This window comes from Pseudomonas sp. DSV-1, assembly GCF_035830915.1.
In the GTDB taxonomy this organism is placed as follows: domain Bacteria; phylum Pseudomonadota; class Gammaproteobacteria; order Pseudomonadales; family Pseudomonadaceae; genus Aquipseudomonas.
The window spans coordinates 989,958-1,013,340 of the sequence record NZ_JAYMYG010000001.1; the positions used below are offsets into that span (position 1 = coordinate 989,958).

A 23,383-nucleotide genomic window follows, 5' to 3' on the forward strand; every position below is an offset into this window, starting at 1 on the left:
GCTGGGGCAATTATTTGCACTGATTTGAAGAGCCCGGAGTGTGTAGCTGAGTAACCCGGCGACAGGTAGTGGCAATTTGCCGTAGAGAAACGCCACAGTTGGTACTGTGGCGTTTTTTTTTGGCTGCAGGGCAGCTGTGCTGCTACTGGCCGGTGAATACAAATGTGGTGTGGTCCGGTGCGCGCACCGGGCGTTTGTCGAGCTGTTCGAGAGTCTCTTGCAGTGCCTCGAAGGGGACGGGGCGACTGAGCAGATAGCCCTGGATAAAGTCGCAGCCGAACTGTTCAAGAAACTCGAACTGCTGGGTGGTCTCCACACCTTCGGTGACGACTTGCAGGTGCAGGGTGTGGGCCATGAGGATAATGGCCTGGACGATTTCCATGTCCTGGCTGGAGCTCGGTATGTCCTGGATAAACGAACGGTCAATTTTCAAGGTGTTGAGTGGCAGGCGCTTCAGGTAGGCCAGGGATGAATAACCGGTGCCGAAATCATCAATGGACAGTGACACGCCAAGCGCCCGGATCTGTCGCAACAGCTGGGAGGTGCTGCTCAGGTTGCACATCAGGGCGTTTTCCGTGACTTCCAGTTCCAGTCGATGGGCAGCAATGCCTGATGTGCGAAGAGCGCTTTCGATTTCGTCTGCCAGCTCAACCCGCACCAGATTGCGCGCCGAACAATTCACGGCAATCCCCAAATGTGCCCACCCCTGGCGGGAAAGGGCGGCAAGGTCATGACAGGCTTTGCGCAGTACCCAGTGGTCCAGTTCGGCGATCAGCCCGTTGGCCTCGGCGATGTTGATAAAACGGTCCGGACCGAGCAAGCCATGTTCGGGATGCTGCCAGCGCACCAGGGCCTCGAGTTTGGCGACGCGGCCATGCTTGAGGTCAAAGATGGGCTGGTAATGTAGAAGCAGCCCTTTGTCTTCATTGAGCGCGTTACGCAGTTCTTCCTCGATCTGCAGTTCCAGCGAGGCACGGGTTTTAAGATTAGGGCTAAAAAAGTTCAGGTTGTTACGCCCGCACCCCTTGGACTGATAAAGCGCCAGGTCGGCATGCTTGAGCAGTTCGGCACAGTTTGTTCCGTCATCCGGAAACACACTGATGCCAATGCTGGTGGTCATCACCATCTGTCTTCCTGACAGCTCGATGGGCTCTTTGAGTTTGAGCATGATGCGCTGGCCCATGCTTTGCGCTTCTTCGCGGTGGCTCAGGTTGATCAAAATACAGAACTCGTCACCGCCAAAGCGCGCAACGACGTCATTGTGGCTGCGGGTGGCATGTTTGATGCGCGCGGCGATGACCTTCAGCAATTCGTCGCCCGCATCGTGGCCCAGGCTGTCATTGATGCGTTTGAAGTGGTCAATGTCGAGGAACATCACGGCCAACTTGCTGGTATTGGCAGTGCACTCAATGAGCTTTTCAGCAAATAGCTGGTTGAAACCACGTCGATTGATCAGGTTGGTCAACGGATCGTAATGGGCCACTTGCTGCAATGACGCACGCGCCTGGTCGAGTTGACTGAGCAATGCGTTGACCCGCCTCAGGTCGCGCTCCTTGAGTTGCAGCTTTTTGTCGACGATCGCGGCACTGATGCAACTGCCAATCAACAACAGGGCAATCAGGGCAGCCACCAGCGCCAGTTGCCAGTTCTTGCTGTCCGTACCTGAATGGCTCACCACCGGGTCGCCCACGGCCGACATGCTGATGAAGTAAGCGCAGAGCAGGGTGCCTGCTGCCGTCATGCACAAGGCAAATTTGGTCAGTTGATGCAGCAAGCCGCTACGTGAACGCCAGATCGTGATGCGAGTGAAAACGTTCACGATCACCAGGGCCGCGAGCAGGGATATCACTAAGGAGCCAATGGCTATTGCGAGGCTGTAGCGAGATTCAAGAGGGGACGACTCCAATGCCAGCAGGCAGATGGTGTACATGGCCCATATGCCGGTCGCCAGGCAACCGACACTGATCCAGCGCCAAAGGGTCTTGGCAGCGGTTTTTTCTGCATGGGCGCAGCGGTCGAGCAGATCCAGCGTGGCCAGGCAGGCAGTACAGGCGACCAGCCAGGCGACGAATACCAGATAGGGGCTATAGCCGCCGATTAACAGCAGTTGCGCGTTTTCTGAAGGCTCAACCACAAGTTGCAACCCTAGCCTTTCCATTGCACGCCTCGGCAATCCTGATGTGCTAGTCGAAAGTTGCTAGCTTGGGATCGAGTATAGAGGCTGGATAGAGCGAGGCAGGTGTGATGGCAAAATGATAGCGATCATTTTGTTATTAGGGCGGGGGTTTATAGTCAGTTACGTCAGATCGGAACTGTCAAAGATGTGGGAGCGGGCTTGCTCGCGATAGGATCAACGCGGTGATTCAGTTTCACCACATTGATCCTATCGCGAGCAAGCCCGCTCCCACAGGTCTTGGGTTTTTAACCCGCTACCAGCACGCGAATGGCTTCAAGGCGCAGGGCTGCTTTTTCGAGCATGGCCAGGCTTTGTTCGCGTTGCTTGCGCAAGGCAACCAGCTCGCTGTCCCGAACGCTAGGGTTGACCGCTTGCAGGGCAGTCAAACGTGCCAGTTCTTCTTCGGTATCGGCTGCCAGGCGGCGTTGCGCTTCGGCCACGCGCTCTGCGTGACGGGGGGCGATCTTGGCTTCACCGGCGTTGATCTTCGGCGTCAGCTGGTCGCGCTGGGCCTGGACGAACTTGTTGGCGCTGGCACGGGGCACGCTTTCCAGTTGCTCGTTGAGCGTGTCGAACGCCACGCGTGACGACAGGTCATTGCCGTTGGCGTCGAGCAGGCAGCGCAGGGCCGCGGGGGGCAGGTAGCGACCCAATTGCAGGGAGCGCGGGGCAACCACTTCGCTGACGTAAATCAGCTCCAGCAGCACGGTGCCAGGCTTGAGGGCCTTGTTCTTGATCAGGGCGACGGCGGTGTTGCCCATCGAGCCTGACAGTACGAGGTCCATGCCGCCTTGCACCATCGGGTGTTCCCAGGTGATGAATTGCATGTCTTCGCGCGACAGTGCCTGGTTGCGATCGTAGGTGATGGTGACACCTTCGTCGTCGCCCAGCGGGAAGCTGGCGTCGAGCATTTTTTCGCTTGGCTTGAGGATCAGCGCGTTCTCGGAATGGTCTTCGCTGTCGATGCCAAAGGCGTTGAACAGGGTTTCCATGTAGATCGGCAGGGTGAACTGGTCGTCTTGTTCAAGAATCGCTTCAACCAGGGCTTCGCCTTCACCCGAGCCGCCGGAGTTAAGCTCAAGCAAGCGGTCACGGCCAGTGTGCAGCTCCTGTTCGAGACGCTCGCGTTCAAGGCGTGCTTCGTCGATCAGCGCTTGCCACTCGTGATCGTCCGCAGCTTCAAGCAACGGCAGCAGGCGTGGGCCGAACTGGTGTTGCAGGGCGTTGCCGGTCGGGCAGGTATTGAGGAAGGCATTCAGCGCTTCGTGGTACCACTGGAACAGGCGCTGTTGCGGGCTGGTTTCAAGGTACGGCACGTGCAGTTCGATAATGTGCTTCTGACCGATACGGTCCAGACGGCCGATACGCTGCTCCAGCAAGTCCGGGTGGGACGGCAGGTCGAACAGCACCAGATGGTGGGCGAACTGGAAGTTGCGACCTTCACTGCCGATTTCGGAACAGATCAGTACTTGAGCGCCGAACTCTTCATCTGCGAAGTAGGCTGCAGCGCGGTCGCGCTCAAGAATGTTCATGCCTTCGTGGAAGACCGTTGCAGGAATGCCGGAACGAACGCGCAGGGCGTCTTCCAGATCCATTGCGGTTTCGGCGTGGGCGCAAATGACCAGCACTTTGGTGCGCTTGAGCATTTTCAGGGTGTCGGTCAGCCACTCGACCCGAGGATCAAAGCGCCACCAGCGCTCTTCATCGCTGGCGTCAGGCTGGGACTGGAAGCTGACTTCCGGGTACAGCTCGGCGTGTTCGCCCAGCGGCAGCTCCAGGTATTCGGCCGGGCACGGCAGCGGGTAAGCGTGCAGTTTGCGCTCCGGGAAGCCCTGGATGGCAGCGCGGGTGTTACGGAACAGGACGCGGCCGGTGCCGTGGCGGTCAAGCAGCTCGCGCACCAGGCGGGCGCTGGCCTCTGCATCGCCATCATTGACGGCGGCCAGCAGGGTATCGCCTTCGGCACCAAGGAAGCCGTGGATGGTCTGGTGGGCTTCAGGTGACAGGCGGCCCTTATCCAGCAGCTCCTGTACGGCTTGAGCAACCGGGCGATAGTTTTCGCTCTCGGCGCGGAAAGCGGCCAGGTCGTGGAAGCGGTTAGGGTCCAGCAGGCGCAAGCGCGCAAAGTGGCTGTCCTGACCCAGTTGCTCTGGCGTTGCGGTAAGCAGCAGTACGCCCGGGATTACGCCGGCGAGCTGTTCAACCAGGCCGTACTCGGGGCTGACGTTGTCTTCATGCCACACCAAGTGGTGCGCTTCGTCGACCACCAGCAGATCCCAGTCGGCATCAAACAGCGCAGCCTGGGCCTTGGGATCGTCAACCAGCCATTCCAGGGCAATCAGCGCCAGTTGGCAGTCTTCAAACGGGTTGCTGGCATCGCTTTCGATAAAGCGTTCTTCATCGAACAGCGCTACTTCAAGGTTGAAGCGGCGACGCATTTCAACCAGCCATTGGTGCTGCAGGTTTTCCGGGACTACGATCAAGACGCGGTTGGCGCGGCCACTGAGCAGTTGGCGGTGAATCACCAGACCGGCTTCAATGGTTTTGCCCAGGCCCACTTCGTCAGCCAGCAAAACCCGTGGAGCGATGCGGTCAGCCACTTCGCGGGCAATGTGCAGTTGGTGTGCAATGGGTTGCGCACGTACGCCACCCAGGCCCCACAGCGGCGATTGCAGCTGACGGCTGGTGTGCTCAAGGGTGTGGTAGCGCAGCGAGAACCAGGACAGCGGGTCGATCTGGCCGGCGAACAAACGGTCGCTGGCCAGGCGGAACTGGATAAAGTTCGACAGTTGGGTTTCTGGCAGGGTGACGGCTTCGTTTTGCTCATTGAGGCCGTGGTAGACCATCAGGCCGTCAACGTCCTCGACTTCGCGCACGGTCATCTTCCAGCCTTCGAAGTGGATGATGGTGTCACCTGGCGAGAACCGAACACGCGTCAGCGGTGCGTTGCGCAGCGAATATTGGCGGGTTTCGCCAGTGGCCGGATAGAGCACGGTCAACAAGCGACCGTCCTGTGCCAGAACGGTGCCTAAACCTAGCTCTGCTTCGCTGTCACTAATCCAGCGTTGCCCCGGTTGATACTGCTGCGCCATGCTGCCTGACTCCCGCTTTGAAAAAGCCGAGTATATTAACGGATCAGTGGCCCCAGTCCAAAGGACTCTCATAAAAAGCTGCCCGGCACAAAAGAAGCCCCGGCAGTTATCGACGAACGGCTCACCTCGACGGGTTGTCGCCGACAGCCTGAAGACAGGAGAACAATCACCATGTTGCCGTCCATCTTGCCCCTTGGCGTTGTACCCGTGACCTCCGGACAGGACCCTGTACGTCCTCGCCCCGAGATTCCCCCCGTTGCACCTGCGCAAGCCAGTTCCAGTGAATGTGCAATTGACCTGAAGAACAGCGATGCCGATCAGACCACGCTGCTGTTGCGCGAGGAGCAACAACGTCAGCATGACAAGCGTCGTCGTGAAGCGCGTGAACAGGAAGGCGCGGCGCAAGAAAACGCTGATGACAGTGCGCCGGTAGCGCCCGTGATTGATGGCATGCAGCGTCAGGGGTTGTGGGTCGATATTAAGGTGTAGGAGGTTTTTTCTGGTCAGCGCTGAGCTTGCATCGCATTATTGGCGTACTGAAACACACTGACAGTGGTCTGATTTTTTATGAGCCAAGACACCAAACTGGTCGATCTGGGCGCCGAGCGCGCCAAGCGGGTCCACGACCTCAATGAAAAGCGCTTGAACGAAGTGCGCAATGCGTTCGAACAGGCAATGCCGTTGGCAAAAGCTGCGAAAAAGCCGAAGAAAAAACCGAAAAAGCGCTGAACTGCCCGTTTTCGATGATCTGAGTCAACCAAGCCCCTCAATTGACAGCTGGCCGTGGATCACTATTGATCCCGGTCAAGTTGTGCGCCTGCGCGAGTGGTTAATCTAGCTTCAACAGACAAGCAATCAGACTTGCGCAGGAGGCCGTCATGTTTCTCGATAATGTGGTTATCGCCGGAGTTCTTACCGTCGGCCTCATGGTTTTGTTTTTCGCAGGTCTGGGCATTTTTATCTGGAAAGACTCCCAGAAGCGCAAATAGCGCCGAGTCTTAACAGAGCATGAGCACGCAAGGCATTTTGGGCGACTTCGGTCGCCTATTTTTTTGCCTGTAAAAAGACCTTCTCCTGGAGGATGACTGTGGGAGCAGGCATAAAAAAAGGTACGGCCCGCAAGGGACGTACCTTTTTTGTTCGGCGCAGAATCAGGCGAGTGCTTTGGAAGCCAGCCAGAACAGCGTCGCAGACAGAGCGATGGTGGCCGGTAAGGTCAACACCCACGCCATCAGGATGGTCTTGATCGTGCCGCCTTGCAGGCCGCTTTTGTTGGCGACCATCGTGCCCGCCACACCCGACGACAGAATGTGTGTCGTCGATACAGGCAGGGCGAAGATGTTGGCCATACCGATGGCAAAGGCAGTGGTGATCTGAGCCGCCATGCCCTGGGCATAGGTCATGCCTTGCTTGCCGATCTTCTCGCCGATGGTTTTAACCACGCGTTTCCAGCCAACCATTGTGCCCAGGCCCAAGGCCAGTGCGACAGCCAGAATTACCCAGAACGGGGCGTATTCTGTGGTGGCGGTCAGGTCTTTACGCAGTTTTTCGAGGTCCGCTTTTTCGCGGGAATCAAGCGCTGGCAATTTGCTGACTTTTTTCGCGGTGTCATCCAGGCAAAGCAGGTAGCGGCGGATCTCGATACGTTTTTCAGCTGGAATCGAGTGGTAGTCCGCCACGCCTTTAAGCGAGGTCAACAGAGCAGCGATGGTCGGTTCGGTCTGCTGCGGGTTGCAGCTGAACTGATCCGGGAGGTCGCCTTTGACGCTTTTGCCCAGCGCCAGGAACTCGGCCAGCGAAGCGTTGTTACGCTCGTAGAACTGGCTCAGGTGCAAGGTGGCGTCGCGAGTACGCTCGATCTGGTAGGTGGTGCTGTTCAAGTCCAGAACGAAAGCGCTTGGCACGATGCCGATCAGAACCAGCATGATCAGGCCGATGCCTTTCTGGCCATCGTTGGAGCCGTGAACGAAGCTTACGGCCATGGCCGAGATCACCAGGACCAGGCGGTTCCAGAAGGGCGGGTGCTTTTTGTCGTCCAGCTTGCGGCGTTGTTCCGGGGTCTTGTGCATCTTGGATGCAGGACGCCACCACTTCAGGGCAATCAACACCAGGCCTGCAACCAGGAAACCGGCCATTGGCGAGAACACCAGCGAGGCGCCAATGTCGATCGCCTTCTGCCAGTTAACCCCTTCACTTACCGGAATGCCGCTGATCAGGGCATTGGCCAGGCCTACGCCCAGGATCGAACCGATCAGGGTGTGAGAGCTTGACGCCGGAATCCCGAAATACCAGGTCCCGAGGTTCCAGGTGATGGCCGCTGCAAGCAATGAGAACACCATGGCCAGGCCATGTCCGGTGTTTACATTGACCAGCAGCTCTACCGGCAGCAGGTGGACGATGGCATATGCCACGCCGACCCCGCCCAGCAGAACGCCGAGGAAGTTGAATACACCGGAAAAGAACACCGCCAGGTGAGGCGGCATGGCTTTGGTGTAGATGACTGTCGCAACCGCGTTCGCGGTGTCATGAAAGCCGTTGATGAACTCAAACGCGAGAACAAAGGCTAGGGCGAAGAAGAGGCTGATAAGAACCCAGGCGTCCAATCCGCTTAATAGATCGATCATGAAGGTTTTCTGACACGGTCATAAAGGGGGGCGGATTATGCCAGAAAACCCCGCTAATCAATGCACTAGCTGCCCGTTGGTAACATCTATAAATGAAAAAGCTCGTAAAGGTCTTCCGCAAATGAGCGTAGGAAACTTCCCTCAAACCACTGATACCAAAGGCTATAGGGGGGTTCGAGGGGCACGCTCATGCGCTTGCGCAGGTCTGATTCGGCTACATGAAATTTATCAAATCAGACGTGGTTGCAGGATCGGTTTGTGCTCTGGCATAGCCAACAGCCACATCCGCTCATGCAAATGGCGGGTGCGCAAGGGGCAATCTGGGGTTGCCTGTGCTGATTTTCAGGCGCAGGTCATGGCTCTTCTGCTTTGAGTTCTTTTTCAATTTTCTGGATTTCTTGGGAGAAAGCCTGGTCGAGCAGACTGGCACGTTTGCGCCAAGGTTTACGCCCGGGCTCTGACTGAGCGGCGTAGGTCGTCACTTCACCACCATAAACATCCTTGAAACGTTGTTCCTGACGCTCAAGTTCTGCGCGCAGTTCGTCTTTCGTCACTGTGTTACCTAATTGAGTTGAGATTAAACCTGGTGAATCACCGTGCCGGGAGGCTGATTCATATGACGAATGATAGACCATAAGGCAAGTGCCTATTAATAACGTCACGCTTAAATACACCACGCCATGCACTCGGCCACGTCATCAACTAAAACATGAACGCCGCCGTTGGTAAGTGTTCACCCCAAAGGGAAACAACACACGATGCACTTTACGGTTGAGCCGCGAGTACCTATTGAACTCAACGAGTTGGTTGGATCCAATCTTTCGCACAGGCTTGACCTTGTGCACTCAATCACTTCCTGCCCTCAAGGGCTGAGGAGTACCACTACTATCGCTGAATAACTTTACGCCCGTCAACTTCCAAGTGAGTGAGGTGTTATGAATTATCGAATACCTGCGTCGAGACACTCTATTAATATGGTGCCCGAGTAGTTGGCCCATCAAGTTATTTAACCCGGTGGCTGAACTTAACCTGAATACATATAAAACAGACGTTTTCTATCATTGATCCGACTGTTTAGCAGGGCGCTTGATTTCAATTAAAGGCGGGTGCAAGGATTACGGGCTAACTATGGGCTGTCGTCGGAACGGTCTTGAGGGTTGAGATTGCGATTATCGGCCAACGGTTCGATAATCGCCCGGCGTATCATAACTATAAATAGCTGAAGCTGGGGGTTGGGAATGAATGATCAACTGCGCAATGGTGTAGCCAGTATCGCGCCACCGATTGTGGCGTCACCGGCCAAGCGTATTCAGGCGTTTACCGGCGATCCTGACTTCATGTCGTCACTGGCCCGGGGCCTGGCGGTCGTGCAGGCGTTTCAGGAACGCAAGCGGCATCTGACCATTGCGCAGATCAGCCATCGCACTGAAATCCCGCGGGCCGCAGTGCGCCGCTGCCTGTACACCCTGATCAAGCTCGGTTATGCGACCACCGATGGCCGAACCTATTCCTTGTTGCCCAAAGTGCTGACCCTGGGTCATGCCTATCTGTCGTCGACGCCGCTGGCGGTAACGGCCCAACCGTATCTGGACCGCATGAGTGAGCAATTGCACGAGGCGTGCAACATGGCGACCCTCGAAGGCGATGACATCCTCTACATCGCCCGCTCGGCAACGACCCAGCGTCTGATCTCGGTAGATCTGTCGGTAGGTGGCCGTCTGCCTGCCTATTGCACCTCGATGGGACGCATCCTGCTGGCAGCGCTGGATGATGTGACGCTGCACGAATACCTGGCCCACGGTGAGTTCCAGGCTAAAACCAGCCGTACCCTGCACACACCCGAGGCCTTGCTTGAATGTTTGCAGCAAGTGCGGGAGCAAGGCTGGTGTGTGGTCGATCAAGAACTGGAGCAAGGCCTGCGCTCGATTGCCGTGCCGGTGTATGACGCTTCAGGGCAGGTTCTGGCAGCCTTGAACGTCAGCACCCACGCGGGTCGCGTTACCCGCACCGAGCTTGAACAGCGTTTTTTGCCGATCATGCTCAGCGCCAGCCGCGAGCTGAGTACCCAGCTGTTCAGTTGATGAAGCGGCTACTAAGCGTTCGATAAACGCACACTTAAGCGTTTATCGAATTGCGTGCTGGCAGTGCGCTGCTTAATGTCGCCTCAGCGCCCTGTTCGAAGTCCGCTGCGCGTTCTTCAGCACCTGGCCAAAATAATAATGAAGAGGCTACACGCCATGAGCACCCCCATCTGTCCGTCATTGACGCAGTCACTGCGCAGTCGCTCGAAAATTCGCTGATCCCCCGATAGTTTTTAGTGTGAGCCGCCAGCCTCTGGCCGGTTTTTGTTCGCCCTGGTTTTTACTCGGTATAAAAATAATGAATTCACCCCAGTCTTCCGTCGGCAACTGCCTTGATGTGCAGTCCTTCATCAATGCTCAACCCTTGTTACGCTACCAGTGGCGCGTCGTGATCCTGTGTTTTCTGATTGTTTTCCTAGATGGCCTGGACACCGCTGCAATGGGCTTTATTGCACCGGCGCTGTCTCAGGACTGGGGCATAGACCGCGCCAGCCTGGGGCCGGTCATGAGTGCCGCCCTGATCGGCATGGTGTTTGGTGCGTTGGGTTCGGGGCCGTTGGCGGACCGTTTTGGTCGCAAAGTGGTGTTGGTGGTCGCGGTACTGGTTTTTGGCGGGTTCAGCCTGGCGTCGGCCTACAGCACCAACGTGGATCAATTGCTGGTATTGCGGTTCTTGACCGGTTTGGGCCTGGGGGCCGGGATGCCCAATGCCACCACGTTGCTGTCGGAGTACACCCCTGAACGCCACAAGTCCTTGCTGGTGACCGGCATGTTCTGCGGCTTTAACCTGGGCATGGCCGCAGGCGGGTTTGTCTCGGCCAAGCTGATCCCTGTGTATGGCTGGCACAGCCTGCTGCTGATCGGCGGGGTGTTGCCGCTGATCCTGACCCTGGTTTTAATGGTGTGGCTGCCTGAGTCCGCGCGTTTTCTGGTCGTACGCAATCGCAGTATTGAGCTCGTGCGCAAAGCCTTGTCTCCGATCAACCCGGCAGTTGTGGCTCAAGCTGCAAGCTTCAGTGTGCCGGAGCAAAAGACCGTCAAGGCCCGCAACGTGTTTGCGGTGATTTTTTCCGGCACCTACAGCACGGGCACCTTGTTGCTGTGGCTCACCTATTTCATGGGGCTGGTGATTGTGTATCTGCTCACCAGCTGGCTACCGACGTTGATGCGTGACAGTGGCGCAAGCATGGAGCAGGCGGCATTCATTGGCGCACTGTTCCAGTTCGGCGGGGTACTGAGTGCGGTAGGAGTGGGTTGGGCGATGGACCGATTCAATCCGCACAAGGTGATCGGCATTTTCTACCTGCTGGCCGGGGTGTTTGCCTACGCTGTGGGCCAGAGCCTGGGCAACATCACGCTGCTCGCCACCCTGGTGCTGGTGGCCGGTATGTGTGTGAACGGTGCGCAATCGGCAATGCCTTCTTTGGCTGCGCGTTTCTACCCGACCCAAGGCCGCGCCACGGGGGTGTCCTGGATGCTTGGCATTGGCCGCTTCGGTGCCATTCTGGGGGCCTGGATGGGCGCGACGCTGCTGGGACTGGGCTGGAACTTCGAGCAAGTGCTGACCGCCCTGGTGATTCCAGCGGCCCTGGCAACGGCTGCGGTACTGATCAAGGGCATGGTCAGCCATGCGGACGCAACCTGATCGTTGTCGTGCTAACTATGTGTTCGATTAACGAACAGATAGTCGATTATCGGATTGTTTGGGCGAAAGCTGCGGCTTAATCTGCTGAACATCCGGTGTCGCGCTGGCGCACCTTCTACAACCGCAGTGGCTTACAAAAAACGGGAGCTACCCCAGATGGCAGAGATAATTTCCTTACACGACGCGGTGAAACAATTTGTGAGCGATGGCGACACCGTTGCCCTTGAAGGTTTCACCCACCTGATCCCGACTGCAGCGGGTCATGAAATCATCCGCCAGGGCAAGAAAGACCTGACCCTGGTGCGGATGACACCTGACCTGGTCTACGACCAGTTGATCGGCGCCGGTTGTGCACGAAAATTGATCTTTTCCTGGGGTGGTAATCCGGGCGTTGGTTCGCTGCACCGTCTGCGCGATGCCGTTGAAAAGCAGTGGCCGCAGCCGCTGGAAATCGAAGAGCACAGCCATGCCGACCTGGCCAACGCCTACGTGGCGGGTGCCTCGGGCCTGCCGTTCGCCGTGCTGCGCGCCTACGCCGGTTCTGATCTGCCCAAGGTCAACCCGCTGATCAAGACAGTGACTTGCCCGTTTACGGGTGAAGTCCTGGCCGCTGTGCCGGCGGTACGCCCGGACGTGACGGTGATTCATGCGCAAAAGGCTGACCGCAAAGGCAACGTGCTGCTGTGGGGCATTTTGGGTGTACAGAAAGAAGCGGCGTTGGCGGCCAAGCGCTGCATCGTCACGGTTGAAGAAATCGTTGATGACCTGCAAGCCCCGATGAACGCCTGTGTATTGCCAACCTGGGCACTTAGCGCTGTATGCCATGTACCGGGTGGCGCGCATCCTTCCTACGCTCACGGCTACACCGAGCGCGATAACCGTTTCTATCAGGCGTGGGACCCTATCGCCCGCGACCGCGAGACCTTTACGGCCTGGATCAACGAATACATCCACGGCACTGCGAATTTCAGCGAGTTCCAGGCCAAGCTGGCCCGCGCTTCGGAGGCAAAATAATGACTTACTCCACCAACGAAATGATGACCGTCGCCGCCGCTCGCCGCTTGAAAAACGGTTCTGTGTGTTTTGTCGGGATCGGCCTGCCTTCCAAGGCGGCCAACCTGGCACGCCTGACTTCATCGCCTGATGTGGTGCTGATCTACGAATCCGGCCCGATTGGTGCCAAACCGGATGTATTGCCGCTGTCGATTGGTGACGGTGAACTGGCTGAAACCGCCGACACGGTCGTATCCACCAGCGAAATCTTCCGTTACTGGCTGCAAGGCGGCCGGGTCGATGTGGGCTTTCTGGGCGCGGCCCAGGTCGACCGCTTCGGCAATATCAACACCACAGTGGTCGGCGACTATCACCAGCCAAAAGTGCGCTTGCCAGGTGCAGGTGGTGCGCCGGAAATCGCCGGGTCGGCGAAAAGCGTGCTGATTATCCTCAAGCAGTCGGCCCGTTCATTTGTCGACAAGCTGGACTTCATCACCTCGGTCGGTCATGGCGAAGGCGGCGACTCGCGCAAGCGTCTGGGCCTGCCAGGTGCCGGTCCTGTCGGGATCATCACTGACCTGTGCACCATGGAACCTGAAGAGCAGACCAACGAATTCGTGGTCACTGCGCTGCACCCGGGTGTGACCCGCGAGCAAGTCATCGCGGCCACCGGCTGGGCCATTCGCTTTGCCGATAACGTGCAGCAGACGGCGGCACCGACCGACGTGGAGCTGACGGCCTTGCGCGATCTGGAAGCACGCACTGCACTGGCCCACGGCCAGGCACCGGGAGAAGCGTGATGCGTGAAGTCTTTATCTGTGACGCGATTCGCACCCCTATTGGCCGTTTTGGCGGTGGCCTGGCAACGGTTCGTGCGGATGACCTGGCTGCAGCACCAATCAAGGCACTGATCGAGCGCAACCCTGGCGTGAAATGGGACGAAGTCGACGAAGTGTTTTTCGGCTGCGCCAACCAGGCCGGTGAAGACAATCGCAACGTGGCCCGCATGGCTGCGTTGCTGGCCGGGCTGGCGCCAACCATTCCCGGCGTGACGCTCAACCGCCTGTGTGCCTCGGGCATGGATGCCATCGGTACGGCGTTCCGCGCCATTGCCAGCGGTGAAATGGAGCTGGCGATTGCTGGAGGCGTTGAGTCCATGTCACGCGCGCCCTTTGTGATGGGCAAGGCCGATGCGGCGTTCTCGCGCAACATGAAGCTGGAAGACACGACCATCGGCTGGCGCTTTATCAACCCGCTGATGAAAGCCCAGTACGGTGTCGATCCGATGCCACAGACGGCGGACAACGTGGCCGACGAGTACAACATTTCCCGCGCCGACCAGGACGCTTTCGCCCTGCGCAGCCAGCAACGTACTGCGGCTGCCCAGGCTGCAGGTTACTTCGCCGAAGAAATCGTGCCGGTACGTATCGCCCATAAAAAGGGCGAAACCATCGTTGAGCATGATGAACATCCCCGTGCGGATACCAGCCTCGAAACACTGGGCAAACTCAAGCCGGTCAACGGCCCTGACAAGACCGTCACTGCGGGCAATGCCTCGGGGGTAAACGACGGTGCTGCGGCGCTGATTCTGGCGTCGGCCGAGGCGGTCAAGCGTCATGGCCTGACCGCTCGCGCCCGAGTCCTGGGCATGGCCAGCGCCGGTGTGGCGCCGCGTGTCATGGGCATCGGCCCGGTGCCTGCGGTACGCAAGCTGGTTGAGCGCCTGGGTCTGGCGGTCAGCGATTTTGATGTGATCGAACTCAACGAAGCGTTCGCCAGCCAAGGCCTGGCCGTATTGCGGGAATTGGGCCTGGCTGACGACGCGCCGCAGGTTAACCCCAACGGCGGGGCAATTGCCCTGGGCCACCCGCTGGGCATGAGCGGGGCACGAATTGTGATGACCGCCCTGCATCAGTTGGAAAAAACCGGCGGCAAGAAAGGCCTGGCCACCATGTGCGTGGGTGTTGGGCAAGGTCTGGCATTGGCGATAGAACGGGTCTGATAGCGCTGGAGTCAAAGCCGGACGACTGCAGCCTCAGTCGTTCGGCTTATTGCGGTTGCGGCGCTATATGTTGCAAGGTGTGTCTGATTGCAACTAAAACCTGATGAGTAAATAAACATGACAACAGAAACTCACTACACAGGAGAGGAACGTAAAAAAAGGATCTTTGCGATTGTCGGTGCGTCTTCCGGCAACCTTGTCGAATGGTTCGACTTTTACGTTTACGCCTTCTGCGCGATTTACTTTGCGCCTGCTTTTTTCCCTTCAGATGACCCCACGGTGCAGTTGCTCAACACCGCCGGTGTGTTTGCGGCCGGTTTTCTGATGCGCCCCATCGGTGGCTGGCTGTTTGGCCGGGTCGCCGACAAGCACGGGCGAAAGAATTCAATGATGATCTCGGTGCTGATGATGTGCGCCGGCTCGCTGGTGATTGCCTGTTTGCCTACCTACGCTTCGATCGGGGCCTGGGCACCGGCCCTGCTGTTGATGGCGCGACTGTTTCAGGGGCTGTCGGTGGGGGGCGAGTACGGGACCACGGCGACTTATATGAGTGAAGTGGCGCTCAAGGGCCAGCGTGGCTTCTTTGCCTCTTTTCAGTATGTAACGCTGATCGGCGGCCAGTTGCTGGCTGTACTGGTCGTGGTGATTCTTCAACAGTTCCTGTCAGAAGATGAGCTGCGGGCCTGGGGCTGGCGTGTACCGTTTGTAATCGGTGCCATTGCAGCGCTGATTTCGTTGATGCTGCGTCGCACCCTTAAAGAAACCACCAGCGCCGAAACCCGTCAGGACAAGGATGCTGGCAGTGTGAGGGCGTTGTTCCGCGACCATAAAGCGGCGTTTATTACCGTGCTGGGTTACACCGCCGGCGGCTCGCTGATTTTCTACACCTTTACTACCTATATGCAGAAGTACCTGGTGAACACGGCTGGCATGCATGCCAAAACCGCCAGTTACATCATGACCGGCGCGCTCTTTCTTTATATGTGCATGCAGCCGCTGTTCGGCATGCTGGCGGACAAGATCGGTCGACGTAACAACATGCTCTGGTTTGGTGCGTTGGGTACGCTGTGTACGGTACCGATCCTGCTGACCCTGAAAACCATCAGCAGCCCGTTTCTGGCCTTTGTGCTGATTACGTTGGCGCTGGCGATTGTCAGCTTCTACACCTCGATCAGCGGCCTGGTCAAAGCCGAGATGTTCCCGCCGCAGGTGCGTGCGTTGGGCGTGGGGCTGGCGTATGCGGTGGCCAACGCGATCTTTGGTGGATCGGCGGAATATGTGGCGTTGGGGCTCAAGTCGATGGGCATGGAAAACAGCTTCTACTGGTATGTGACGGTCATGATGGCCATTGCTTTCCTGTTCAGCTTCCGCTTGCCCAAGCAGCCCAAGTACCTGCACCACGATCTGTGATGTACCCGCGCGCGCCATCGGTGGCGCGCGCTTTCTAAGGAAGGTTTATGAGTCATCAGCTTTTCGATGCGTACTTTACGGCCAAGGCCATGGGCGAGGTCTTTAGCGACCAAGGCCGGGTCCAGGCCATGCTCGACGTCGAAGCGGCCCTGGCCCGGGCGCAGGCCGGGGTCGGGGTGATTCCTCACGCTGCGCTCGCGCCGATTACAGCGGCGTGTCGCGCTGAACTCTACGACTTCGAGGCCCTGGGCCTGGCGATCGTCAGTGCCGGGAATTCGGCGATCCCCCTGGTCAAAGCCCTGGGGAAACAGATTGCCAGTACCGCGCCCGAGGCCGAGCGTTATGTGCACTTGGGCGCCACCAGCCAGGATGTGATGGACAGCGGCCTGGTGCTGCAATTGCGGGCGGCTCTGGGGCTGATCGAGCGCGACTTGACGCAATTGGCGGATATCCTCGCCGAGCAGGCTCAGCGGTATGTCGCTACGCCTTTGGCAGGGCGTACATGGCTGCAGCAGGCCACGCCGGTCACACTGGGGATGAAGATCGCCAGTTGGTTGGGCGCCGTTACCCGCAACCGCCAACGCCTTGATGAGCTGAAACCGCGTTTGCTGTGTCTGCAATTTGGTGGCGCCTCGGGCACCCTGGCGGCCCTGGGCGATCAGGGGATGCCGGTGGCACAGGCGCTGGCCAACGAGTTGGGGCTCAACCTGCCTGAGCAACCCTGGCATACCCAGCGTGATCGTCTGGTGGAGTTCGGTGCGGTTCTAGGCTTGATCGCCGGTGGTCTTGGCAAGATAGGCCGGGATATCAGCCTGCTGATGCAAACCGAGGCCGCTGAAGTGTTTGAGCCGTCGGCGCCGGGCAAGGGTGGTTCTTCAACCATGCCCCACAAGCGCAACCCCGTGGGCTCAGCGGTGTTGATCAGTGCCGCGACACGGGTGCCGGGGCTGCTCAGTATCCTGTACAGCGCCATGCCCCAGGAGCACGAACGCAGCCTGGGCCTGTGGCATGCCGAGTGGGAAACCCTGCCTGAAATTTGCTGCGTGGTGTCCGGTGCGCTGGTACAGGCCTTGAACATTGCCCAAGGACTGGAAGTGGACCGCGAGCGCATGGCGCGCAATCTTGACCTGACCCACGGGCTGGTGCTGGCCGAAGCGGTGAGCATCGTGCTGGCCCAGAGGGTAGGGCGCGAAACGGCGCACCATCTGCTGGAGCAGTGTTGCAAGCGTGCAGTGGCCCAACAGCGTCACTTGCGAGCGGTATTGGGTGATGAGCCGCTAATCACCGCACACCTGAGTGCAGACGAACTGGATCGCTTGCTCGATCCGGCCCATTACCTTGGCCAGGCGACGACGTGGGTCGAGCGTGCGCGGGCTGAACATTTTGCGTTGGTCCTCTAAAGGAGAAGCTCGTGGGACGTGTACAACTCGCTGAAGGTGAACTCAACTACCGGCTGGACGGTCCGCAAGGCGCGCCGGTGCTGGTGTTGTCCAACTCCCTGGGGACTGATCTGGGGATGTGGGATACGCAGATTCCGGCATTCGCCGAGCATTTCCAGGTAGTGCGTTACGACACCCGTGGTCATGGCCAGTCTCTGGTGACCGAGGGCCCTTACAGTATCGAGCAACTGGGCGGCGACGTTCTGGAACTGCTGGATGCACTGCATATCGAACGGGCGCACTTTTGCGGGCTGTCGATGGGGGGGTTGATTGGCCAATGGCTGGGGATCAATGCCGGTAATCGTTTGCACAAGCTGGTGGTGTGCAACACCGCTGCCAAAATTGGCGAGCCTTCGGTATGGAACCCGCGAATCGAAATGGTCTTGCGAGACGGCGCACAGGCGATGGCCGGGCTGCGTGACGCCTCGATTGCACGCTGGTTTACCCCTGATTTTGCCCAGGCCAATCCCGGGCAGGCCAAGCGTATAACCGACATGCTCGCCGCGACCTCGCCACAGGGTTACGCCGCCAACTGTGCCGCTGTGCGCGATGCAGACTTTCGCGATCAACTGGGTGCCATAGAGGTGCCCATGCTGGTGATTGCGGGCACTGAAGATGCGGTCACGCCGCCTGCGGGCAGCCATTTCATTCAGGAACAGGTGCGAGGCGCGCAGTACGCCGAATTTTATGCCGCGCACCTGTCCAACGTGCAGGCGGGCGATGCGTTCAGCCAGCGCGTGCTGCAATTTTTGTCAGCGGTCTGAGGAGCTTTTTGTGGACGAGAAACAACGTTACGACGAAGGCATGCAAGTACGCCGGGCAGTGTTGGGTGATGCCCATGTCGATCGCAGCCTCAACGCCCTGACCGAGTTCAACAGCGAGTTCCAGGAAATGATCACCCGCCATGCCTGGGGTGACATCTGGACCCGCCCGGGTTTGCCGCGCCATACCCGCAGCCTGATCACCATCGCGATGCTGATCGGCATGAACCGCAATGAAGAGCTGAAACTGCATTTGCGTGCTGCGGCCAACAATGGCGTGAGCCGTGCCGAGATCAAGGAAGTGATCATGCAGAGCGCCATCTACTGCGGCATTCCGGCGGCCAATGCGACGTTCCACCTGGCCGAGTCGGTGTGGGATGAATTGGGGGTCGAGTCGCGGGTGTAATCGATACAGGGGGAGCGGGCTTGCTAGCGTTGCAGGCTTCACGGTTTGCCAGGCGAACCGAGGTGATGCCATCGCGAGCAAGCCCGCTCCCACAGGGACATAAACAACAAACCCGCCTATTGGCGGGTTTGTTGTTTAACCGTTACGCATCAAGCCTTCGGTGGCTGATCCGAAACAGGGCGGTCTTGCCCGGTCTGTTCGAACCAGCCGCCACCCAATGCCTTGTACAGCGTGACTTCACTGGTCAGCTGCGAAAGACGATCGGTGATCAGTGATTGCTGGGCGCTGAACAACGAGCGCTGGGCATCAAGGAACGTCAGGTTGCTGTCGATCCCAATCCGATAACGACGTTCGGCTAACCGGTAGTAATCCTGGTTGGCGTTGACGAAATCGGTTTGTGCCTGCAACTGCTGGTTGTAGGTCTGACGCGCAGCCAGGCCGTCAGAGACTTCCTGGAAGGCGGTCTGGATCGTTTTCTCATACTGAGAAACGGTGATTTCCTTCTGGATCTTCGAGTAGTCCAGGCTGGCGCGCAAAGCCCCTGCGTTAAAGATCGGCAGGTTGATCTGCGGCGAAAACAGCCAGGTGCCCGAACCACCCTTGAACAGCCCCGACAGGTCAGGGCTCAAGGTCCCGGCATTGGCCGTGAGGCTGATGCTGGGGAAGAACGCAGCCCGTGCCGCGCCGATGTTGGCGTTGGCCGCCAACAGCTTGTGCTCGGCTTCGAGGATGTCCGGACGACGCTGCAGCAAGTCTGATGGCAAGCCAGCAGGTACTTCGCTCAACAGGTCGGCTGCCAGCGGCTTGGCGGCCGGCAGGTTGTCCGGGATGGTGGTGCCAAGCAGCAGTGCCAGGCTGTTCTGATCCTGAGCCACCTGACGGGTGTACCTGGCCAGCTGGACCTTGGCGTTTTCCACCGAGGTACGGGACTGGCTCACATCCAGCGCCGAGGCCACACCCACTTCATTGCTGCGCAAGGTGAGCTTGTAGCTCTCATCGAACGTCTTGAGCGTGTCTTCGGTCAGTTTCAGCAGCTCTTTGTCAGCCTGCCAGGTCAGGTAGGCATTGGCGACACTGGCGACCAGACTGATCTGGGTGCTGCGTCGGGCTTCTTCGGTTGCAAAGTAGTTCTGCAGAGCCTGATCGCTCAGGCTGCGAACCCGTCCGAACAAGTCCAGCTCATATGCGCTGACCCCAAGGGTCGCCGAATAACTGCTGGTGATCCCCGATTCGCCGGTTTGCGACATGCGCGCCGGAGTGCGCTGGCGGCTGCCGCTGGCAGTGGCCGAGACGGCCGGGAACAGATCGGCACGTTGAATGCGGTACTGCGCGGCATAGGCGTCAATGTTCAGCGCCGCGACCCGCAGGTCGCGGTTGTTCACCAGCGCGGTTTGAATCAGTTGCTGCAGTGCCGGGTCATGGAAAAACTGACGCCAGCCTTGTTCTGCAGCGGCCTTGTTGGCCGCCTCGGTTGGCGAGTAGGCCGGGCCTTGCGGGTATTGCGCCGCTACCGGCGCTTCAGGGCGCTGGTAGTCGGGGATCAGCGAGCAGCCGCCCAGCGTGAACGCTGCGACAGCTACTGCGAGAAGCGACTTGCTCATTGGCCAGCCTCTTGGTTTGGAGTTTTAGTCAGATCCACTTTCGTCTTCGACTCTTTTTTGCTGCCAATGGACGATACGGCCACAAAGAACAGCGGTACCCAGAACACGGCCAGTACGGTAGCGGTGATCATGCCACCGATAACACCGGTACCAATAGCGTGCTGGCTGCCCGAACCTGCGCCCGTGGAAATGGCCAGGGGGATCACACCCAGTACAAACGCCAGCGAGGTCATGATGATCGGCCGCAGACGCATGCGGCACGCTTCGATCGCAGCCTCCGTCAATGTTCGTCCTTGTTCATGCAGTTCCTTGGCAAACTCGACGATCAGAATGGCGTTTTTCGATGCCAGACCGATGGTCGTGAGCAAGCCCACCTGGAAGTACACGTCGTTGGACAACCCTCGCAGGCTGGTCGCCATCAGTGCCCCGATAATCCCCAGAGGCACAACGAGCATGACTGCAATCGGGATCGACCAGCTTTCGTACAGTGCGGCAAGGCACAAGAACACCATCAGCAAGGAGATTGCGTACAGGGCAGGTGCTTGCGAACCTGACAGACGTTCCTCAAATGACAGCCCCGTCCAGGAAATACCAACACCTGGCGGCAGTTTTTTCGCCAGGGCTTCGACTTCGGCCATGGCTTGACCGCTGCTGTAGCCAGGAGCCGGAGAACCGAGGATTTCCATCGCTTCTACGCCGTTATAGCGCGACAGCTTCGGAGGGCCGTAGATCCATTTGCCTTTGGCGAATGCCGAGAACGGCACCATGGTCCCTTCACTGTTACGCACGAACCACTTCTTCAGGTCTTCCGGGTTCATCCGCGAGTCCGCTGCACCTTGCAGGAACACCTTCTTCACACGGCCGTGGTCGATGAAGTCGTTGACGTAGCTGGCACCCAGGCCGATCGAGAGCGTGTTGTTGATGTCACTCAGCTCGACGCCCAGGGCGCGTGCGGCTTCATCGTCGATTTCCAGTTGGTACTGCGGCTCATCGTTCAAGCCGTTTGGACGTACGCCTGCCAGGATCTTGCTTTGTGCAGCCATCCCCAGGAACTGGTTACGGGCGGCCATCAGCTTCTCGTGACCGATACCGGAGCGGTCCTGCAGGTAAACGTCAAAACCGGTGGCGTTACCCAATTCCATAACAGCCGGCGGAGCAAAGGCGAACACCATTGCGTCGCGGAAGGTAGAGAAGTGCGCCTGAGCACGGGCAGCCAGTGCAAACACGCTGTTGTCCGCATCTCGCTCGCCCCAGGGCTTGAGCATGATGAACGCAAGGCCCGAGCTTTGACCGCGACCGGCGAAGTTGAAGCCGTTTACGGTGAACACGGAAGACACCGCTCCCGACTCGTCTTTCAACAGGTACTCACGCATCCTGTCGATCACATCCTGAGTGCGTTCTGCCGTGGTGCCCGCGGGGGTTTGTACCTGTGCAAACAGTACGCCCTGGTCTTCTTCCGGAAGGAATGAAGTAGGAATACGGGTAAACAGGAACACCATGCCGACCACGATCAGTACGTAAGCCAGCAGGTACGGAGCCTTGTGGCGCAGGATGCTGCCTACACCTTTCTCGTAGCGTTTGACGCCACTGTCGAAAGTGCGGTTGAACCAGCCGAAGAATCCGCGCTTGTTCTCACCGTGATCACCCTTCTGGATAGGCTTGAGCATGGTGGCGCACAGCGCCGGGGTGAAGATCAATGCAACCAGCACCGACAGGCCCATCGCCGAAACGATCGTGATCGAGAACTGTCTGTAAATCACACCGGTGGAGCCGCTGAAGAAGGCCATTGGCAGCAGTACCGCCGACAGCACCAGAGCGATACCCACCAGGGCACCCTGGATTTGCTCCATGGATTTCTTGGTGGCTTCCTTGGGCGGCAGGCCTTCTTCGGCCATTACCCGCTCGACGTTTTCCACCACCACAATCGCATCGTCCACCAGCAAGCCGATGGCCAGGACCATGCCGAACATGGTCAGGGTGTTGATGCTGAAACCTGCAGCGGCCAGGATGCCGAACGTACCGAGCAATACAACGGGCACCGTCATCGTGGTGATGATGGTGGCGCGGAAGTTTTGCAGGAACAGGAACATCACCAGGAACACCAGTACGACGGCTTCAACCAGGGTTTCAACAACGCCCTTGATCGATGCGGAGACCACTGGAGTGGTGTCATACGGGTAAACGACTTTCATGCCTTGCGGAAAGAACGGTTCCAGGTCTTCGATGGTCTTGTGCAGTGCTTTTGCGGTGTCCAGAGCGTTGGAACCCGGTGCCAGCTTGATCGCCAGGCCCGAAGACGGCTTGCCGTTGAACTGTGCGCTGATGCTGTAGTTCTCACCACCCAGCCCAACCTCGGCCACATCGCTCAGGCGAACCTGGGAGCCGTCGGAGTTGACCTTGAGCAGGATCTTTTTGAACTGCTCGGCGGTTTGCAGGCGGGTTTTACCGATGATGGTTGCGTTCAGCTCCTGACCTTTGACGGCAGGCAGGCCGCCCAGTTGTCCGGAGGACACCTGTACGTTCTGCGCGCTGATGGCGGATTTAACGTCCACCGGGGTCAGGTTGTATTTGTTCAGCTTGGCCGGGTCGAGCCAGATACGCATGGCGTACTGGGCACCGAACACCTGGAAGTCGCCCACACCTTCGGTACGGGAAATCGGGTCCTGCATGTTGGAGACGATGTAGTTCGACAAGTCGTCCTTGTTCATGCTGCCGTCTTCGGACACCACGCCGATGACCATCAGGAAGTTTTTAACCGCCTTGGTCACACGGATACCTTGCTGCTGAACCTCTTGAGGCAGCAGTGGGGTCGCCAGGTTGAGCTTGTTCTGTACTTGAACCTGAGCGGTGTCAGGGTCTGTACCTTGCTCGAAGGTGGCGGTGATGCTCATGCTGCCGTCGGAGTTGCTTTCAGACGACACATATCGCAGGTGGTCAATACCGTTGAGCTGTTGCTCGATCACCTGAACCACGGTGTCCTGCACGGTTTGCGCCGAAGCGCCCGGGTAGGTCACGGAGATCGAGATGGCCGGTGGCGCAATGCTCGGGTATTGGTTGATCGGCAGTTTGAGGATCGATAGAGCCCCGACCAGCATGATCACCAGGGCAATTACCCAGGCGAAAATCGGACGGTCGATAAAAAATTTCGACATG

Annotated in this window: 18 protein-coding genes; 12 read left to right on the plus strand and 6 right to left on the minus strand. The window is 58.4% G+C overall.

Annotated features, from left to right (window positions below):
• Positions 1-142 precede the first annotated feature (142 nt).
• Both VSQ83_RS04710 and rapA read right to left on the minus strand, forming a co-directional pair.
• The gene (locus VSQ83_RS04710) at positions 143-2,158 is read right to left on the minus strand and encodes a putative bifunctional diguanylate cyclase/phosphodiesterase (RefSeq protein ID WP_326398376.1); all 2,016 of its coding nucleotides are present in this window, start codon (positions 2,156-2,158) and stop codon (positions 143-145) included.
• A gap of 263 nt (positions 2,159-2,421) precedes the next feature.
• Positions 2,422-5,268 carry an RNA polymerase-associated protein RapA gene (gene rapA, locus VSQ83_RS04715; RefSeq protein WP_133075843.1) on the minus strand — a complete coding sequence of 949 codons (2,847 nt, stop codon included), beginning with the start codon at positions 5,266-5,268 and terminating at the stop codon, positions 2,422-2,424.
• Positions 5,269-5,439: 171 nt separating this feature from the next.
• Here rapA and VSQ83_RS04720 point away from each other — a divergent pair, with 171 nt between their 5' ends.
• From VSQ83_RS04720 to ccoM, 3 genes are all read left to right on the plus strand, one after another.
• Complete coding sequence (locus VSQ83_RS04720; protein WP_326398375.1) at positions 5,440-5,757, plus strand: aspartate-semialdehyde dehydrogenase; 318 nt, start codon at positions 5,440-5,442, stop codon at positions 5,755-5,757.
• 78 nt (positions 5,758-5,835) lie between these two features.
• Positions 5,836-5,997, plus strand: coding sequence for a hypothetical protein (locus VSQ83_RS04725; RefSeq protein ID WP_219260784.1), 162 nt, complete (start codon positions 5,836-5,838; stop codon positions 5,995-5,997).
• A 149-nt stretch (positions 5,998-6,146) separates the two neighbouring features.
• Positions 6,147-6,257 carry a cytochrome c oxidase subunit CcoM gene (gene ccoM / locus VSQ83_RS04730; protein ID WP_016779744.1) on the plus strand — a complete coding sequence of 37 codons (111 nt, stop codon included), beginning with the start codon at positions 6,147-6,149 and terminating at the stop codon, positions 6,255-6,257.
• 162 nt (positions 6,258-6,419) lie between these two features.
• On the opposite strand, the gene VSQ83_RS04735 is transcribed toward ccoM, so the two are convergent.
• Both VSQ83_RS04735 and VSQ83_RS04740 read right to left on the minus strand, forming a co-directional pair.
• Positions 6,420-7,892 carry an inorganic phosphate transporter gene (locus VSQ83_RS04735; protein WP_133075841.1) on the minus strand — a complete coding sequence of 491 codons (1,473 nt, stop codon included), beginning with the start codon at positions 7,890-7,892 and terminating at the stop codon, positions 6,420-6,422.
• A gap of 353 nt (positions 7,893-8,245) precedes the next feature.
• A complete protein-coding gene (locus VSQ83_RS04740; protein WP_133075840.1) occupies positions 8,246-8,446 on the minus strand; it encodes a hypothetical protein in 201 nt (66 codons plus the stop codon).
• A 684-nt stretch (positions 8,447-9,130) separates the two neighbouring features.
• On the opposite strand from VSQ83_RS04740, the gene pcaR reads away from it, so the two are divergent.
• From pcaR to pcaC, 9 genes are all read left to right on the plus strand, one after another.
• Positions 9,131-9,973: a pca regulon transcriptional regulator PcaR gene (gene pcaR / locus VSQ83_RS04745; RefSeq protein ID WP_019827874.1), complete on the plus strand. Its 843-nt coding sequence runs from the start codon at positions 9,131-9,133 to the stop codon at positions 9,971-9,973.
• A 298-nt stretch (positions 9,974-10,271) separates the two neighbouring features.
• Positions 10,272-11,618, plus strand: coding sequence for an MFS transporter (locus VSQ83_RS04750; RefSeq protein ID WP_326425482.1), 1,347 nt, complete (start codon positions 10,272-10,274; stop codon positions 11,616-11,618).
• A gap of 156 nt (positions 11,619-11,774) precedes the next feature.
• Positions 11,775-12,632, plus strand: coding sequence for a CoA transferase subunit A (locus VSQ83_RS04755; RefSeq protein WP_133075838.1), 858 nt, complete (start codon positions 11,775-11,777; stop codon positions 12,630-12,632).
• Positions 12,629-13,411: a CoA-transferase subunit beta gene (locus VSQ83_RS04760; RefSeq protein ID WP_219260992.1), complete on the plus strand. Its 783-nt coding sequence runs from the start codon at positions 12,629-12,631 to the stop codon at positions 13,409-13,411. Before VSQ83_RS04755 ends, VSQ83_RS04760 begins: the two co-directional genes overlap by 4 nt.
• The gene (gene pcaF, locus VSQ83_RS04765; RefSeq protein ID WP_219260782.1) at positions 13,408-14,613 is read left to right on the plus strand and encodes a 3-oxoadipyl-CoA thiolase; all 1,206 of its coding nucleotides are present in this window, start codon (positions 13,408-13,410) and stop codon (positions 14,611-14,613) included. Before VSQ83_RS04760 ends, pcaF begins: the two co-directional genes overlap by 4 nt.
• A 117-nt stretch (positions 14,614-14,730) precedes the next feature.
• Positions 14,731-16,023, plus strand: coding sequence for an MFS family transporter (locus VSQ83_RS04770; protein ID WP_019827869.1), 1,293 nt, complete (start codon positions 14,731-14,733; stop codon positions 16,021-16,023).
• Between the two features lie 47 nt (positions 16,024-16,070).
• Positions 16,071-17,423 carry a 3-carboxy-cis,cis-muconate cycloisomerase gene (locus VSQ83_RS04775; RefSeq protein ID WP_133075835.1) on the plus strand — a complete coding sequence of 451 codons (1,353 nt, stop codon included), beginning with the start codon at positions 16,071-16,073 and terminating at the stop codon, positions 17,421-17,423.
• Positions 17,424-17,434: 11 nt separating this feature from the next.
• On the plus strand, positions 17,435-18,226 hold the full coding sequence (pcaD, locus tag VSQ83_RS04780) for a 3-oxoadipate enol-lactonase (protein ID WP_133075834.1): 792 nt from the start codon (positions 17,435-17,437) through the stop codon (positions 18,224-18,226).
• Between the two features lie 10 nt (positions 18,227-18,236).
• A complete protein-coding gene (gene pcaC / locus VSQ83_RS04785; protein ID WP_133075833.1) occupies positions 18,237-18,629 on the plus strand; it encodes a 4-carboxymuconolactone decarboxylase in 393 nt (130 codons plus the stop codon).
• Positions 18,630-18,778: 149 nt separating this feature from the next.
• On the opposite strand, the gene VSQ83_RS04790 is transcribed toward pcaC, so the two are convergent.
• Positions 18,779-20,230, minus strand: coding sequence for an AdeC/AdeK/OprM family multidrug efflux complex outer membrane factor (locus tag VSQ83_RS04790; RefSeq protein WP_133075832.1), 1,452 nt, complete (start codon positions 20,228-20,230; stop codon positions 18,779-18,781).
• Positions 20,227-23,382: an efflux RND transporter permease subunit gene (locus VSQ83_RS04795; protein ID WP_133075831.1), complete on the minus strand. Its 3,156-nt coding sequence runs from the start codon at positions 23,380-23,382 to the stop codon at positions 20,227-20,229. The genes VSQ83_RS04790 and VSQ83_RS04795 overlap by 4 nt, the downstream gene beginning before the upstream one ends.
• Position 23,383 lies beyond the last annotated feature (1 nt).

What these genes read in the sequence shown, in the direction of transcription:
- VSQ83_RS04710 (WP_326398376.1), bottom strand. Translation starts at nt 2,158, where the DNA reads ATGGAAAGGCTAGGGTTGCAACTTGTGGTTGAGCCTTCAGAAAACGCG.
- rapA (WP_133075843.1), bottom strand. Translation starts at nt 5,268, where the DNA reads ATGGCGCAGCAGTATCAACCGGGGCAACGCTGGATTAGTGACAGCGAA.
- VSQ83_RS04720 (WP_326398375.1), top strand. Translation starts at nt 5,440, where the DNA reads ATGTTGCCGTCCATCTTGCCCCTTGGCGTTGTACCCGTGACCTCCGGA.
- VSQ83_RS04725 (WP_219260784.1), top strand. Translation starts at nt 5,836, where the DNA reads ATGAGCCAAGACACCAAACTGGTCGATCTGGGCGCCGAGCGCGCCAAG.
- ccoM (WP_016779744.1), top strand. Translation starts at nt 6,147, where the DNA reads ATGTTTCTCGATAATGTGGTTATCGCCGGAGTTCTTACCGTCGGCCTC.
- VSQ83_RS04735 (WP_133075841.1), bottom strand. Translation starts at nt 7,892, where the DNA reads ATGATCGATCTATTAAGCGGATTGGACGCCTGGGTTCTTATCAGCCTC.
- pcaR (WP_019827874.1), top strand. Translation starts at nt 9,131, where the DNA reads ATGAATGATCAACTGCGCAATGGTGTAGCCAGTATCGCGCCACCGATT.
- VSQ83_RS04750 (WP_326425482.1), top strand. Translation starts at nt 10,272, where the DNA reads ATGAATTCACCCCAGTCTTCCGTCGGCAACTGCCTTGATGTGCAGTCC.
- VSQ83_RS04755 (WP_133075838.1), top strand. Translation starts at nt 11,775, where the DNA reads ATGGCAGAGATAATTTCCTTACACGACGCGGTGAAACAATTTGTGAGC.
- VSQ83_RS04770 (WP_019827869.1), top strand. Translation starts at nt 14,731, where the DNA reads ATGACAACAGAAACTCACTACACAGGAGAGGAACGTAAAAAAAGGATC.
- VSQ83_RS04775 (WP_133075835.1), top strand. Translation starts at nt 16,071, where the DNA reads ATGAGTCATCAGCTTTTCGATGCGTACTTTACGGCCAAGGCCATGGGC.
- VSQ83_RS04790 (WP_133075832.1), bottom strand. Translation starts at nt 20,230, where the DNA reads ATGAGCAAGTCGCTTCTCGCAGTAGCTGTCGCAGCGTTCACGCTGGGC.
- VSQ83_RS04795 (WP_133075831.1), bottom strand. Translation starts at nt 23,382, where the DNA reads ATGTCGAAATTTTTTATCGACCGTCCGATTTTCGCCTGGGTAATTGCC.